Genomic DNA, 16,609 nt, shown 5'->3' with positions numbered 1-16,609 from the left:
TTTATGGAAATTAAAAGCGCAGAATTTGTTATCAGCAACACAGACGTAAGGAAATGCCCCGAGGGTAATAAGCCGGAGTATGCCTTCATCGGACGAAGCAATGTAGGCAAATCCTCTTTGATCAATATGCTTACCAACAAGAAGGGCTTGGCGATGACTTCGCAAACACCGGGTAAGACTTTACTTATCAATCATTTTCTTATCAATAACGAGTGGTATCTGGTAGATCTTCCGGGGTATGGCTTCGCCCAACGAGGCAAGGAGAACCGGGAGCAATTGAAACGTATCATCGAGAACTATATCCTCGATCGAGAGCAACTGACCAACCTATTTGTCCTTTTGGACTGCCGTCACGAGGCGCAAAAGATCGATCTGGAGTTTATGGAATGGCTGGGTGAGAGCGGGGTTCCTTTCTCTATCATCTTCACGAAGATCGACAAGATCAGCAAGGGACGCTTGAAAGAGAACCTAAAAGTCTATACGGATAAATTACTGGAGACTTGGGAAGAGCTTCCTCCGATCTTCCTCTCTTCCTCGGAGAAGAAAGAGGGACGGGATGAGATTCTGGACTATATCGAGTCTATCAACAATAGCTTGAATAATTGAAAATTAGTTGAGTTGATATGGGATTAGCTTCGGTTCTTCTGGTTTTATCTCCGTTTACGCAGATCAATACGCCTTATCCTTCCACGGCTTACCTAAAAGGTTATTTGGAGGCAAAGGGTGTACATGCCGGGCAGACCGATCTGGGTATCGAGACAATCTTGGCTTTGTTTTCCACGCAGGGTCTCGGGGAGTTATTCGCCGAGATCGAGCGACGGAAAGGTAAATATCCGGCTAAAGTCCGGGGGATGCTAGCTAATAAGCAACGGTATATCGACACGATAGCCGCCGCCGTCGCTTTCCTTCAGGGAAAGAACGATCCTCTCGCTTATCGCATCTGTAACCAAGATTACCTTCCCGAAAGCGACCGCGGGAGCCAAAACGAGGAGGAGCTGGAATGGGCGTTCGGCACTTCGGGATTACGGGATAAGGCCCGTTATCTGGCGACCTTGTATCTGGAGGATCTCTGCGACTTGATCAGGGAAACGATCGACCCGGATTTCGGCTTCAGTCGATATGCCGAGCATCTGGGCCGCTGCGCCTCCTCTTTCGACGAGATCGAGGAAGCCCTCCAAAAACCTTTCGGCTTTATCGACCGCCTGACGCAACCGCTATTGGAAAAGCACATCGCCAAGAGCAAGCCCAAGGCGATCGCTTTCAGCGTACCTTTCCCGGGGAATTTATTCAGTACCCTCCGGCTCGCCCAATGGCTACGGCAGGCACATCCCGATATCCCGATCCTTATGGGAGGTGGTTTCGTGAATACGGAACTTCGCTCCATCACGGATACACGCTTCTTCAAATACATCGATTACCTCTTGCTAGATGATGGAGAGGACCCACTCTTCCAAGTGTTACGCTATCTGGACGGGGCGATCCAAAAAGAGGAACTGGTACGCACCTTCTCCTTGGACGAGAACGGTAGCCGGGTCGTTTATCAAGATAATCCCGCTTACCCCGCTTGCCGGCAAAGCGAGACCGGATTCCCGGATTACGAGGGCTTGCCGCTGGACAAATACATCTCCGTCATGGAAATGGCCAACCCGATGCACAAGCTTTGGAGCGATGGTCGCTGGAATAAACTGACCTTGGCGCACGGTTGCTACTGGGGGAAATGCGCCTTCTGTGACGGCTCATTGGATTACATCAAACGATATGAGCCGAATACAGCCAAGACTTTGGTAGACCGTATGGAGCGCTTGATCGAGCAAACCGGCGAGATCGGCTTCCATTTCGTGGACGAGGCCGCTCCACCCGCCTTGCTACGGGAAATGGCGCAGGAGATTATCCGCCGTGGGATAACCGTCGTGTGGTGGGGAAATATTCGTTTTGAGAAAAGCTATACTGAGGAACTATGCGACCTTCTTCAACGAAGTGGCTGCATCGCCGTGTCGGGAGGTCTGGAAGTAGCCTCTCCCCGACTCCTCAAGCTGATAAATAAAGGGGTGACAGTGGCTCAAGTGGCACGGGTCGCCAACAACTTTACCGGGGCAGGCATCATGGTCCATGCCTATTTGATGTATGGTTTCCCGACCCAAACCGCTCAAGAAACCATAGATTCCTTAGAAACGGTCCGGCAAATGTTTGAGCTTGGGCTGATTCAATCCGGATTTTGGCATCGTTTCGCCATGACAGCGCATAGCCCTGTGGGGTTGCACCCCGCCGAGTACAGTTGCCGTGTCACGGAGCCTCCCTTTGGCGGATTCGCCCGTAATGACGTACAGTTCGAGGCGCTATCCGGCTGCGATCCGGAGCTTTTCAGCGAGGGGCTTCGCGTTTCCCTCTACAATTACATGAATGGAACAGGCTTCGACTTGCCCTTGCATAAATGGTTCGGCGGCATGAAAGTACCACGCACCACCCTGCCGCCGAATTATATAGAGAGGATAGTGGAGGAATAGCCCCGTAGAGGCTCGCCGGAGGATTGGAAACGGGTTGGAACTCTGCGGCGATCTCCGCCGGGCATCTTGAGTTCCCTTCCGATCCTCCGGCGACCCCCGCCGGGCATCCCAAGAGTCTTCCACATCCCCCGGCGATAGCCGCCGGATGCTTCAAAGTCCTTCCAACTCCCTCGGCAAGGCTCGCCGAGTATTTAATAACTGATCTTGCACCCCACGAAATAACTTCTAGGAATTCCCGGGCCATAGATATACCCGGCATCCCGATGCGCTCCCTTGTCGAAATCATCTTGATAGGAGTCGAAGATATTCTGTATTCCGGCGTTCACCTGCAAGGTTGCGGACTTGAAGATCGGGAAGTCGTAAGACAGCTTCAGGTTCAAGTCGAAGAAATCACGAGTCTTCTCCTCACGATCCTCGGGAATGTAACCCGCCAAGTGCTGCACCAACATGCTGCCCGTATAGGTTCCCGTCAATGAGGCGGAGAAACGTTTCACGGGCGTGAAGGTAGAGGTGAAATAGCCATATACGTCCGGAGAGCGGAACATCTTCTTCTGCGGGGTGATATTCGGGTTCTCGCTCCATTGCTCTGCCTCCTTGTAGCGGCTCCGTTGCAAAGTAGCGCCCGCCTGTATCTGCATCCAAGAATAGGCCATCTTACCCTCCAGATTGATACCCATCACACGGGCACCCTTTCCATTACGGCGTTCCATCAGCAGGTTATTGTCCTCGTCACGGCCGATCTCCTCCAAGATAAACACGTTCCGTAAATCCGTATAGAAACCTTCCACTAAGAAATTCACTTGAACCGGGCCGAAGCGATGATAAAAATCCACGGAAGCGCTCACGCTCTGCGAATTCTCCTCCTTCAAGTCCGGAGAGATCTGGATGATCGCCACGTCGCCCCCCACGGCGGTGATATGCAAATCCTCGTCGAACGCTTGAGGGGCCCGGAAACCGCTGGAGTACGACATACGCAGGTTGATATCCTTCGTCGGATTGAAGCGCACGTTCGCACGAGGGCTAAAGATCACATGATCCATCATGTTATGCTTATCCAAACGGCCACCGATCAAGAAACTCCAACGGTCATTCTTCCACTCGTTCTGGGCGAAGGCGCTACCGATATGCACGGTCTGGGCGATCGTACGGTGATAGCCAAGCATCTCGTCTTGCAGATCATCGTAGCTATATTCGGCGCCTCCCGTAAAGGTAGCGGGCATAAAAAGGCATTTATCCCATTCGTAGGAATATTGGGCGCCACCGATAAAGGTCATGTCCGTCGTGTTACCATAGGCGTTCGGATCTTTTCCGGCACCGTAATAACTCTGGCGTTTCGTATGCTGGGCGGAGGTATACACATTCAGCCGATGATGGTAGTCGCGAGAGAAAAGATCGAATTTCAGGCCTCCCCCGTTGATCTGGTGGTCGGTCTGCTCGGTGATATCCGTCTCGTGAGGCGGAAGATCCAATAAATTACCACCTCGCCGGAACTCGCTGATGTTATGGTACTCGAAAGTCAGCTTGGAATAATTGCTGGTCTTCAAGTAGGAACGGAATCCGAGGGTCTTCGCCTCCAGCTTACCCAGCTCCGAGTAGCCATCGCCATCATGGTCGTAAGAGGCACGGTGGCGGCCCTGCCCAAAGAGGTAGATACCCGCCTTATGATCGTCCGTCACCAACGAGGCGTTCACGGTCGTATTATTATCCGGACGGCTTCCCCCGATCATCGTCAACGAATGGGCAATCTGGGCAGAGTTGCGCATCGGTTCCTTCGTGATGATATTGATCGTACCGGCGATAGCGGACGAGCCGAACAAGGCCGAGCCTCCTCCGCGCATCACCTCTACCCGCTCGATCATATTCGCCGGGATCTGCTCCAAGCCATATACGCCGGTCAGGGCGCTGAAGATCGGCCGGCTATCCACCAAGATCTGGGTATAAGGGCCTTCCAGACCATTGATACGTACTTGTTGGAAACCGCAATTCTGGCAGTTATTCTCCACACGCACGCCGGGCTGGAAGTTCAGACCGTCGGCCAAGGAAGTGGCGTGCGTAGTCTCGAACACCTTGGAGTCGAGTACATTTACCAAAGAAGGAGCCAGACGGCGGGTCGTCTCGTTACGGTTTGCCGATACGACGACACCGTCCAAGGAGACAGCGTCTTCCTCGGCATTGAAATTGATCTCCAATGTCTTCCCTTTCTTAAGGGTCACCGTCTTCTCCTCGGTTTTATATCCGATAGACTTCATGACCAAGGTGTATTTTCCCTCGGGAAGATTCTTCATATAGTAATGACCGGTAGCGTCGGTGGTCGTACCGATCGTCGTACCGTGGAGGTAGACATTGATAAAAGAGAGATGCTCTCCTGTTTTCTTATCGAGGATATGGCCTACGATATTAGCGTCGGAAGGATTCAGGGAGGTATGATCGTCTCCCTCTGCCCACGCTGATGTAAAGACACAGCACAGGCATAGTATAAGTGTAATGAACTTATTCATTGCTTGATTAATAGTTGTTTGAATATTAATGATTACGAATTGCCGAGGAGACGGGCATGCCCCGTCTCTACAAACGGATATTGATTTCTGGATATGTAATCAAACAACTGGGGGAGCCCGCAGGTATCGCAGTCCCTCAACGGAAGTGACATGATCCGGATAGACCGGAGACTCAGAGAGATTAGATATTTTTAAAGAATAGAATTGTAAACGTAACAGGTGAATCGCCCCGTCCATCACGTGAATAGATGAGAGCATATGAAACAACTGTATCTCCGCCAAAGAGGTATGATGATGGCAAGTACCGTCCGCCGTCTTCTTGAAAGGGTGCGCATGCACGATGGTCGTACCATGCTCCACATGGACGTGCGTAAAAAGCGAGACACTGCTATAATACGCAATAAAAAGTACCGGCAGCAACCACTTTATATATTTAACCATCGTTTCCCTCACCCTGTATCATCGTTATTTCGTGGGCAAAGATACTACAATTTTTTTAATTGCTTTGTTTTATATATTTTTGCGCTTCTAAAGCAAAAAAGAAACTCTTATGAATTGGTTACTTGAGACGCTTACAGAACCCTCGATGATACAGGCCGTGGCCGTCATTTCTATCGTGGCGGCGGTTGGTGTGTATTTAGGGCGGCTAAAGATATTCGGCATTTCATTAGGCATCACTTTTGTATTCTTCGCCGGTATTATGGCAGGGCATCTGGGCATTACCGTAAATAAGGACATGCTGAACTTCGCTCAGAACTTCGGGCTTATCGTTTTCGTATATACCTTGGGATTGCAGGTAGGTCCCGGTTTCTTCTCTTCCCTAAAAAAAGGCGGGGTGGAAATGAATACGATGGGATTAGGGGTGATCGCTTTAGGACTGATTTTGACGTTGGTGTTTCATTGGATAACAGGAATTTCCGTCCCCGTTATGGTAGGGTTGCTATCCGGTGCCGTAACGAATACCCCGGCCCTAGGTGCCGCCCAGCAAGCGCTCTTACAAATGGATCCGGAAAATACGAGGAACGTAACGGATATGGCTCTGGCCTGTGCCGTAGCTTATCCATTAGGTGTCGTAGGCGTAATTCTCGCTATTATCATCTTGAGGTCCTTATTCGCAAAAAAGACACAGAGCACGCATAAGGAGCAAGACACGACAACAAACGTAGCGGAATTTCAGGTATTAAACCCCTCTATTTACAATAAGAGCATCCAGCAAGTCATGAAATTGACAGAGAAACATTTCGTGATCTCCCGCCTCTGGAGGAACGGAAAGGTGACGATCCCTACCTCTGAAACCATCTTAAAGGAAAAAGACCATTTGCTTATCATATCCGTAAAGGCGGATGTCGAATCCATCAAGGTACTTTTCGGAGAACAAGAGACTACGGACTGGAATAAGGAAGATATTGACTGGAACGCTATCGACAGCCAATTGATCTCCCGCCGTATCGTCGTAACCCGCAACCGGGTAAACGGGGTAAAGCTAGGCTCGCTCCGGCTCCGCAACCTATACGGGATCAACATCACCCGGGTAAACCGTGCGGGTATCGATCTGGTGGCCTCCCGTGACCTCCGTCTACAGATTGGGGATAAACTAACGATCGTAGGCGAGGCCAATTCCGTGAATAACGTGGGTAAGATATTGGGAGACGAGCTGAAACGGCTGGATAACCCCAACCTGCTTGCCATATTCGTAGGACTTACGCTGGGCGTATTAATCGGGGCGATCCCAATCGCCATACCGGGAATGAGTACCCCCATCAAGCTGGGTATCGCCGGAGGACCGATCATCGTTGGAATCTTGATGGGTGCGTTCGGCCCCCGTTTCCACCTAACGACTTATACCACCCAGAGCGCAAACCTGATGATGCGGCAGTTCGGTATAGTGATCTATCTGGCGGGACTGGGAATCGACTCCGGAGCTCATTTCTTCGAGACCGTCTTCCGTGCCGAGGGATTGTTATGGATCGGTCTCGGTTTCCTATTGACGATCGTACCGGTCTTGATCGTCGGGTTCATCGCCTCGCAATTCTTCAAGTTAGATTACGCCCACAACATAGGTATGCTATGCGGAAGCATGGCCAATCCGATGGCCTTGAGTTATGCCAATACGACCGTCGAGGGTGACGAGCCTTCCGTATCTTACGCTACGGTTTACCCGTTATCCATGTTCATCCGGGTGATTTCTGCCCAATTATTGATCATGTTATTCACTTGACCGCTTAAAAAGTCTAACATTCGACCTGTTTTTTGTTTCACTTACCTTATCTTTGCAAGACATTTGAAACAATACTTTGATGAATGAATGAAACTATACTCAATGGGCTACTAAACTTGTTCGCTATATTTGCGTCCTTGGCAAAAATAGAAAGTGATCAAGCACGTCAAGCTGTCAATTCTTACTTAACCAGTCACTTTGGTATCCGCTCCCATAAAGAATATATGGAGCTATTTGAAGAGATACAAAGTGTTTACGATGACCCGGAGTTCGACATCGATAGAGAAAGCGTTATTATTAACGTATGCAACCAGCTCAAGCCCAAATTGATCGCGGAAGACCAACTATTGCTTCTTCTCCGTTTCATGGAGTTCGCCCATGGCAACAATGAAGGATTGAACGAGAACTTAGCCATTTTCCATAAGATCGCTACGATATTCAATATCGATACGGATACCTTCGACAACCTATACGCCTTTGTAGTCGGTAAAAAATCCCCCTCCATACTTACGATCAACGCTGATGATAGCGATAAAGACGTCAACCATATCTACAGAAGGGGGTTGGAGGGCGAGATACGGGTGTTGAGACTGACCCGGTTCGACCGAATGGTCTTTATCTACCAAGGCAGCGGACGGGTATTCATGAACGATATCCCGCTTACTTCCGGTATCTTCTATGGCTGGCAACGCAGCAGCGTAATCAAAAGCCCACTATTCTTGCCGGTTTATTATAGTGATGTCCTCGATGTATTCAATCAGAATGAGCATAAGGAACGTATTTTATTAACCGGGAGGGATATCGAGTTCAGCTTCAAGAATAGCGAGAACGGTATGCACAATTTCTCTTTCAACCTTGAATCTGGCCAGTTGGTAGCCATCATGGGAGGAAGCGGCGTTGGTAAGTCGACCTTGTTAAGCATCTTAAATGGGAATATTATCCCCGGAGAGGGAAATGTATGCCTGAACGGACATCCGCTGAGTGATCCGGAATGCAAGCAATTGATCGGTTTCGTGCCTCAGGATGACTTGCTGATCGAGGAGCTGACCGTATTCCAAAATCTATGGTATACCGCCCGCTTTTGTTTCGCCAACCTGACCAAAAAGGAGATCGAGGATCGTGTCAATACGATACTGGAGGATTTGGATCTGAGCAAGATCCGGGATTTGGCCGTCGGGTCTCCAATCCGGAAAACGATCAGCGGAGGGCAACGTAAACGTTTAAATATAGCACTGGAACTTATCCGTGAGCCGGCGATCCTTTATTTGGATGAGCCTACCTCCGGCCTCTCGTCCACCGATTCCGAAAAGGTCATCATGCTGTTAAAGGAACAAACACACCGGGGACGGCTCGTGGTTGTCAATATCCACCAACCTTCGTCCGAGATCTATAAACTGTTCGACCGCCTATGGTTATTAGATACCGGCGGTTACCCGATTTACGACGGTAACCCGATCGAGGCGATCACCTATTTCAAACGGATCGCCAATTATACAGATCAAGACATCAGTGTTTGCGGCACCTGCGGAAATATCAATCCGGAACTAATCCTAACCATTATCGACGCAAAAAAGATAGACGATAGCGGAAACCAGACAAACATCCGGAAGATAACTTCAAAAGAATGGCATGAGTTATATGTAGCTTCCCGCCCGAAGTTCCAAGAGGTTAAGCCTACCCCCCTGCCCCCGAATCATCAGCAGAAGCCCTCGATCTGGAAGCAATTCTGTATCTTCTTGGAAAGAAACATAAAGACCAAGCTGACCAATAAGCAGTACTTGTGCATCGCCTTACTGGAGACTCCTTTATTGGCGGTGATCGTGGCCCTGCTCACCCGCTTCGTACCCGATGACGGGTATTCTTTGCTGGCGAACAAAAATCTGGTATCCTACATTTTCATGGCGGTGATTGTCGCTACTTTCACGGGATTAAGTATCAGCGCCGAAGAGATCATCAAGGACCGGACGCTCCTAAAGCGAGAACGATTCTTGCGATTGAGCCGAGGCAGTTATCTCTCGTCAAAGATGTTCTACCTGCTTTGTATCTCAGCGATCCAAAGTTTGCTATTCATAGTGGTAGGAAATTTATTGATAGGCATTGGAAGCGAGATGTTCCTTACTTGGTGGATCACGCTATGGGCAACCTCATTCCTCGCCAACCTGACAGGTTTGGTACTATCGCAATCCCTAAACTCGATCGTAGCGATCTATATAACGATACCGCTGCTTTTAATCCCGCAGATCTTACTTTGCGGCTTAGTTGTCAAGTTCGACGATTTGAGCAGAAGCGCATCCAGCCGGAACATAGTGCCCCTTATCGGTGAGGTTATTCCCTCACGTTGGGCATTCGAGGCGTTGGTTACGGAACAATTCCGGAACAACAGCTACAACCGCCTATTTTTCACGGTCGAGAAAGAAAAGTTCCTAGCGCAATATTACCGGAATGTCCATGCTGACGAGGTGCGCAGCCTCATAAACAGCCTCAACCTGATCCCGGAGAAACGGGAAAAGAACACCCGGACGATCCACAACGAACTGGCCGTACTATCCCGTGCCGCCCGTATCGCCCCCTATACGTCCAAAGAGAGTTACGAGAGCTATATGGATAAAGTAGAAAAAGCCCTGCATACCCGTAGCGATAATTTCACGGCGTTATTAGAGAAAAAACGGAAAGAGGTCATTCAAGAACACGGCTCCGAATGGTTGAACACCTTGAAAAAGGAACATCATAACTCAGCCATCGAGGAGCTGGTACTCAACTCAACCAGTACCCAATTCTATAAGGAGGCCCACAACCGGATCTACCCTAAAATCGGGCAGATTTATCTGGAACCGGACAATAATTGGGGACGTGCGCCTTTCTATAGTCATGAGAAAAAATTCGCCGGTTATACATTTTCTACTTTTACATTTAATTTATTAATGTTAGGAATCTTTGCTTTATTGGTAATTATATCTATCTTCGCAGAGTTTCCCGGCAAGTATTTAAACAAAGGGAGCGATTAATGACAAAATATATAATCTAAAAATAAAGAATAACATGAAAAAGAGTTTTGTTAGCCTGCTAACCATAGCAGCGATTACATTTGGAATGGTATCTTGCAACAGCAGTAAAAAACAAGACGCCGCTGAGCAAAAAGTAGAGGAAGAAGCAGCTATCGCAGGAGAAGTATCTAAAGGTCTGCTTACTGCCGAGTTGAAAGACGAGGTTACTCGTTTCTTGAAAGATATGCCGGATTCGGAGTTGCCTTACAAAGTATCTACCGGCGAGGTTACGATCTCTGTCGCTAATACTGATTTTATGTTGCCGGTCAGCAAGGTTTCCGAATTGAACACACAAGCCCAGAAAGCACGTGCTTGCGGTATCTACTTCGCAGACTTGAACGTATTGAAGGCTATGAAAAAGCCGACTACAGATATCGAGAACGTATTGGTTAAATTGACTACGGATCTGGACATTCCATTCGCTATCGACATCATGAAAGAGTCCGCTCCCGCTAACGCCAGCAAAGAGGAGTTAAGCAAATTCATGAAAAACCAAGAAAACAAATTGATCGACGCTATGATGGAAAATGATAAGGCTGACGTTGAGCTTGAGTTGTTAGGGGGCATGGCTGTAGAATATGCCATTGTATACGCAAATCCGGGCTTGGTTGTTAAAGGCGACGCTATTTCCGCCGGTTTGAGCGAGAATATGGAAAAACGTATCGGTATCATCCAGCAGATCACAGCCGACTTAGCTAAATATTATCCTGACTTGGAGCAATTAGGGACTACAATCGCTCCGTTAAGCGGAATGGTAGCAACCATAAATACGGCTCGTGAGTCAAAAGCTAAGATTGAGGAAATGCGTGCGAATCTATTGAAGTAATATAAACCTCATATCATAAAAAGTGTATGGTGATAACATCATACACTTTTTTATATCCCTTCGGATATCACTGCAACAGGCTTTGCAATAGTACTGCAACAAGCCTTACAGTAGTACTGCAACAGGCCTAGCAGTAGTACTGCAACCCTTATGCAGTAATGCTGCAGCACCTATGCAGTATCCTATATCTTATGAGTTTTGATAAGTACCTTATCCCCATTTTCCAGAGTAGTAGCGAAAAGATAGATAGTTCCTCCATCCGCAATTTTAGTTCGCTTACGTAACTCATCCACCGAGAGGGGGAAATTACGGACTGTGATATTCGCTTGGGGAATCTGCCTCGACAAGGTCTTACATTGTTTATTCGTAAAGGGGATCACTTCGTCTACCACAAAAGAACGTCCCGGAAAACTAGGGACAACCTCATCCGACGTATATAAATGACTGTTGACATGCAATTTATTCAATCCAAAGCGAGTGGCGACCGCTTTAAACGCACCCGCCTTCAAGATGGAAGCGTTCGGTTCGTATAAATAACGCTTGACTTCTCCACGGATGGAAGCGACAGCTTCCCGTTCTTCCACCAATGAGAACACAAACAATTCCGGCTCTTCCTCCGAAGTGAAATTCACGCAACAGATTTGAGGACTCCCGCCTTTCGAGCCTCGCTCCAACACAAACAAAAGCTCCTTACATTCATTTTTCACCGAAAGCACCTGTATGGCTGTCACATCCGGAAGCAAATCCAACGTCATATGAATATCCGCCATCGGAGATAATTTAGCGATCACCTTAGGGGCATGACCAAACAAGACAGGAACCAACTTTGTCAAATCCGGCTCGCAATCCTGCAGCGCAAAAATCCGCTTATTCCCCTCTCCCCTACGAGCCGGATCGATATAAAACACATCTATTCCATCGATCTTATCTATCAACTCCGTAGAATCGCCATTCAATACCGTTACGTTACCAACGTCTAGCACCTTGAAATTATGGATAGCCGCCTCGCAATAAGCGGGAAAGCGTTCGATATAAGTAACCTGCCGTACTTTCCGGGAGAAGAAATAGCTATCGATCCCCAATCCACCAGTCAAATCACATACATGTGCCTGTGGATCTACCAACCTCTGTTTGTACAAGGCAGTCTGTTCCGAGGAACATTGCTCCGCCGCTATCTTCGCCGGAAAAACCAGTCGATCGTTTTGATACCATGAAGGTAGTTTATCCTTGATCTGCCGCCGAGATTTTAATTGATCCACCACGAAAGGGATATCGATCCCCGGATAACGAGAGGCGGAAAGCAACAGACGATTCAAATCATCCGACGCATGTTCCTTGATAAATCGTGAAAGTTCCTCTATTTGTTCCATGCTTTGTCAACCTATACGTTCTTTAGGCAAAGTTAGCATAAAACGGCTACCTTTACCATATTCCGACTTCAATTGTATCTCACCGCCGAAACGCTGCGCTATCACTTGGCAAATCGCCAGTCCGAGTCCGGTGCCTTGCGCAAACTCATCCAATTTGCAAAAACGATCAAAAACTTGCTTCTGTTTCTCCTCAGGGATACCGATACCAGTGTCTTCTACATAGATATGAAGGCAGTCGCCTTTCGTACAGAAATAGTATCCCACTTCTATATAGCCCGAAGTCGTGAACTTGATGGCATTATTGATAAAATTAGACAATACTTGTTTCAGCCGATAAGGATCTACCGCCACAACCACCGGGATCTCGGGGACACGCATGCGTAGCTCTACCCCCTCGGGCATCATCAACTGGAAAGTACAATAGATTTCATTGATCAAGACATTCAAATCATGGCGATCGAAAACAAAACTCATCTTTCCAGATTCCATACGGGAAAGATCTAAAATATCATTGATCAGTTTCAATAGTAAGTCGGAGTTCGTATTAATCAACTTCACGAACTGCTCACGCTCTTCCGGCTCCAAGACCTCTTCCGAGTTCATTAAATTCGAGAAACCGACAATCGCATTCAGCGGCGTACGGATCTCATGGCTCATATTCGCCAAGAAAGCCGACTTCATCCGATCCGACTCCTCGGCTTTTTCCCTCGCAGAGATCAAGACCTCCTCCGTATCCTTGATATTTTGGATATTCAAACATAAGCCATTGATTACATACCCATCATTCGCATCCTCTAAGCTTCCGTAACGAAATTCCCACCATTGGTAACCTTTCCCGTTAAAATCGCAACGATATTGAAGGATATGATGAGAGATCGTACCCGTACAAATGAAATCAATCAAGGAGCGCAAACTCTGCCTATCGTCCGGATGAGTCATCTCGTACAGCTCATCCAAAGGAATTTCCCGGGGAGAAATATTCACATAGCTAAAGAACTCGTTGTCAAACCGGAAGGTACCAGACTGTAATTTCCAAGCGAATATATTCCCCCCTTCCAACGCTAAAGAAAGATGCTCCTTCTCTTGCTTTAAATTAGCGAGCACCGCTTTCCTTCGTCTTGCTTCCCGCCAATAGAGATAAAACAAATAACCGATCAATGCCAGCAATAAGATCACGCCCAAGGAAGAGGCGATAAAAACCCCAATCTTATACCGTTCAGAAATAGGCATATTGATGATGTGAACATTAGTAGGGACCTCCTCCTTTGAGATACCTAAACGTTGCATCTCCCCCCAATCATACAGATACTCTTTAGGACTCTCTACGATCGGAACGGAAGAGACAGGCGTACCGGAAAGAATTTTAGCCGCCAACCGAGCCTGTTCCGCCGCTTGTATGCGATTCGAGCAAAAATAGCCTCCCAGAACTTCCACGTTTATATTAAAGATTTCCCGCACCGCCGTAAATGAAGGAGTCACGAACATCTTAGACAAACCTGCGGATGTATAGTCATAACGGATATTGAAAAATACGCAATAAGGATAGGTACCATTAATATTACTCAATAAAAACTCCCCATTGGCTTTACGAAAAGGCATGAAATGAATTACATTTTTCGAAGGACGTATCGCCTTCATTCTCATCTCGGTTCTAAACGTCATGGAATCTACCTTAAAGTCCGGGTCATTTAATTGGAAAGCCAATTGATTATAATTCAATACATATCGGCTCGTATCGACCGCTTTTATCAACTCCCGGAAAGCCAACTGCCCTAAGGAGGTCTTATCATAATTGATATAAATGCGAGACTTTCCCATTTGCTGATCGATCAAACGAAGGTTTTCCTTATAATCAATCTTGTCCCAACTACCTGTTACGTTCGGATATTTTTCCAGCAAATCCCAATTAGGGAAATTGACGCCAGAGAAAACAACCGGAACTTTCTTTACAAAAGGATGGCCGCATTTCATCAACGTATAGGTAGCCTGATCATCATTCACCAATATGATGTCGGGCTTCCAAAGACGTATCGTATCGATAAAGTTATACATCCGTTCCTCTTCCTCCTCAGCCATATAGCACTCACAATCGAGATAAAACGTGCGGATGTCCGCATTCACCCGTTTTTTTCTCAGTTCTTTCCGGATATCCGAGTTTAATTCCAGATAGTTCTTGTCATCCCACCGAAAAGATTGGATCACAAGCACACGGCTCCGCTTCGCCTCGGGTTTGCACCCCAACGCCAATAAGAGCAGAATAAAAACACCCCCGGCATAATTTAAAAATCTCATGTCCAAACTTTAAACAGTAAATGTGACAAAAGTACGACTATTTTCAGTATTCACATTCATTAGCTGTATCTTTCTTTCCTTTCATCCCTTCTAAAATGAATAAATAAATCTTTTATAGGGATTGTCAAGGAAAAGCCGTATATTTGTCCATTGGTTGAAAACCTTGTAAACTGTATATTAACAAGATTAATTCTATTAGTAAATGGGAAGAGTATTAGTTATTGGTGCAGGGGGCGTAAGTACCGTTGCTGTTAAGAAAATAGCGATGAATGCGGATGTCTTCACGGATATCATGGTAGCTAGCCGTACGAAAAGTAAATGCGACAAGATCGCCGCCGATATCAAGAACGTAAAAGTGCAAACCGCACAGGTAGACGCAGATAACGTGCAAGAGCTTGTTGCCTTGTTTAACGCCTTCAAACCGGATTTGGTGGTAAATCTGGCCTTACCTTATCAAGACTTGCATATCATGGATGCTTGTCTGGAATACGGCGTTAGCTATTTAGATACGGCCAACTACGAACCGCTTGATGAAGCCAAATATCAATACAGCTGGCAATGGGCCTATAAAGATCGTTTCGAGAAAGCCGGTCTTACCGCTATCTTGGGATGTGGTTTCGATCCGGGGGTTACCGGCGTATATACAGCCTATGCGGCAAAGCATCATTTCGACGAGATACACTATCTGGATATCGTAGACTGCAACGCAGGAGATCACCATAAGGCATTCGCTACCAATTTCAATCCGGAAATCAATATCCGTGAGATTACTCAACGTGGCAAATATTTCGAGGATGGGGAATGGAAGGAGACCGATCCGTTAAGCGTACATAAAGCCTTGAATTATCCGAATGTAGGACCGAAAGAATCGTATTTGATGTATCACGAGGAATTGGAAAGTTTGACCAAAAACTTCCCGACCCTCAAACGGGCTCGTTTCTGGATGACTTTCGGACAGGAATACTTGACTCATCTACGTGTCATCCAAAATATCGGTATGGCTCGTATCGACCCGATCCTTTACAACGGGCAGGAAATCGTTCCGATCCAATTCTTAAAAGCCGTATTGCCGAACCCGGGTGATCTGGGAGAGAATTATACTGGCGAGACTTCCATCGGTTGCCGCATCCGTGGTATCAAGGACGGTAAGGAATTAACTTATTACGTATACAACAACTGTAGCCACCATGCCGCTTATCTAGAGACAGGAGCGCAAGGTGTTAGTTATACCACCGGTGTTCCCGCCATGATCGGCGCCAAATTATTTATGCAAGGCATTTGGAAGAAACCGGGAGTATGGAATGTAGAGGAATTCAATCCGGACCCATTCATGAAAGAGCTAAATGAGCAAGGTTTGCCTTGGCATGAATTGTTTAACATTGACTTAGAATTGTAATATGGCAGTACAAATAGGCGATAAGGTTCCCGAGTTTTTGGGAACCGATCAAGACGGTAAAGAGGTAAAGATGAGTGACTATAAAGGGAAAAAAGTAGCGCTCTATTTCTATCCGAAAGATAACACGAGCGGTTGCACGGCGGAAGCATGCAGCTTACGTGACGGCTATCAAGCCTTACAAGCGAAAGGCTTCGAGATCATCGGAGTAAGCAAAGATAGCGCCAAATCGCATCAAGGCTTTATACAAAAGCAAAACTTACCTTTCCGTTTAATAGCGGACACAGACACGACCTTACAAGAACAGTTTGGTGTGTGGGCTGAGAAAAAAATGTACGGACGTTCATACATGGGGACTCTCCGGACCACCTTTATCATTAACGAGGAAGGTATTGTTACTAATATCATCGGGCCGAAAGAGGTGAAGACAAAAGACCATGCAAATCAAATCCTTAATTTATAAG

General features: G+C 47.2%; 11 protein-coding genes. 7 read left to right on the top strand and 4 right to left on the bottom strand.

Annotation, left to right across the window (positions count from 1 at the left end; translation table 11 throughout):
• Nucleotides 1-3: 3 nt before the first annotated feature.
• Nucleotides 4-606, top strand: a complete 603-nt coding sequence (gene yihA, locus HMPREF0999_RS20035) for a ribosome biogenesis GTP-binding protein YihA/YsxC (RefSeq protein ID WP_005856199.1) — start codon at nt 4-6, stop codon at nt 604-606.
• 17 nt (nt 607-623) lie between these two features.
• Nucleotides 624-2,504: a B12-binding domain-containing radical SAM protein gene (locus tag HMPREF0999_RS20030; RefSeq protein WP_009276761.1), complete on the top strand. Its 1,881-nt coding sequence runs from the start codon at nt 624-626 to the stop codon at nt 2,502-2,504.
• Nucleotides 2,505-2,695: 191 nt separating this feature from the next.
• Here HMPREF0999_RS20030 and HMPREF0999_RS20025 read toward each other — a convergent pair whose 3' ends face one another.
• Nucleotides 2,696-5,002, bottom strand: a complete 2,307-nt coding sequence (locus tag HMPREF0999_RS20025) for a TonB-dependent receptor (protein WP_005856196.1) — start codon at nt 5,000-5,002, stop codon at nt 2,696-2,698.
• Between the two features lie 99 nt (nt 5,003-5,101).
• Nucleotides 5,102-5,455, bottom strand: coding sequence for a hypothetical protein (locus tag HMPREF0999_RS20020; RefSeq protein ID WP_005856195.1), 354 nt, complete (start codon nt 5,453-5,455; stop codon nt 5,102-5,104).
• Between the two features lie 97 nt (nt 5,456-5,552).
• On the opposite strand from HMPREF0999_RS20020, the gene HMPREF0999_RS20015 reads away from it, so the two are divergent.
• The 3 genes from HMPREF0999_RS20015 to HMPREF0999_RS20005 all read left to right on the top strand — a co-directional run bounded on the left by HMPREF0999_RS20015 (nt 5,553) and on the right by HMPREF0999_RS20005 (nt 11,090).
• Nucleotides 5,553-7,220, top strand: a complete 1,668-nt coding sequence (locus HMPREF0999_RS20015; RefSeq protein WP_005856194.1) for a putative transporter — start codon at nt 5,553-5,555, stop codon at nt 7,218-7,220.
• An 83-nt stretch (nt 7,221-7,303) separates the two neighbouring features.
• Nucleotides 7,304-10,225, top strand: coding sequence for an ATP-binding cassette domain-containing protein (locus HMPREF0999_RS20010; protein ID WP_009276760.1), 2,922 nt, complete (start codon nt 7,304-7,306; stop codon nt 10,223-10,225).
• Nucleotides 10,226-10,259: 34 nt separating this feature from the next.
• Entirely contained in the window at nt 10,260-11,090 is an 831-nt protein-coding gene (locus tag HMPREF0999_RS20005) for a hypothetical protein (protein ID WP_009276759.1), read from the top strand.
• 182 nt (nt 11,091-11,272) lie between these two features.
• On the opposite strand, the gene HMPREF0999_RS20000 is transcribed toward HMPREF0999_RS20005, so the two are convergent.
• Both HMPREF0999_RS20000 and HMPREF0999_RS19995 read right to left on the bottom strand, forming a co-directional pair.
• Nucleotides 11,273-12,460, bottom strand: a complete 1,188-nt coding sequence (locus tag HMPREF0999_RS20000; RefSeq protein WP_005856188.1) for a THUMP-like domain-containing protein — start codon at nt 12,458-12,460, stop codon at nt 11,273-11,275.
• 6 nt (nt 12,461-12,466) lie between these two features.
• Nucleotides 12,467-14,752, bottom strand: coding sequence for an ATP-binding protein (locus HMPREF0999_RS19995; RefSeq protein WP_009276758.1), 2,286 nt, complete (start codon nt 14,750-14,752; stop codon nt 12,467-12,469).
• Between the two features lie 202 nt (nt 14,753-14,954).
• On the opposite strand from HMPREF0999_RS19995, the gene HMPREF0999_RS19990 reads away from it, so the two are divergent.
• Nucleotides 14,955-16,148: a saccharopine dehydrogenase family protein gene (locus HMPREF0999_RS19990; RefSeq protein WP_005856184.1), complete on the top strand. Its 1,194-nt coding sequence runs from the start codon at nt 14,955-14,957 to the stop codon at nt 16,146-16,148.
• Between the two features lies 1 nt (nt 16,149).
• Entirely contained in the window at nt 16,150-16,608 is a 459-nt protein-coding gene (gene bcp, locus HMPREF0999_RS19985; protein ID WP_005856182.1) for a thioredoxin-dependent thiol peroxidase, read from the top strand.
• Nucleotide 16,609 lies beyond the last annotated feature (1 nt).

This window comes from Parabacteroides sp. D25, from assembly GCF_000307475.1.
Classification (GTDB): domain Bacteria; phylum Bacteroidota; class Bacteroidia; order Bacteroidales; family Tannerellaceae; genus Parabacteroides; species Parabacteroides distasonis.
Note: the sequence above shows the minus strand (reverse complement) of the source record. Positions and strands in the feature narration are given on the sequence as shown.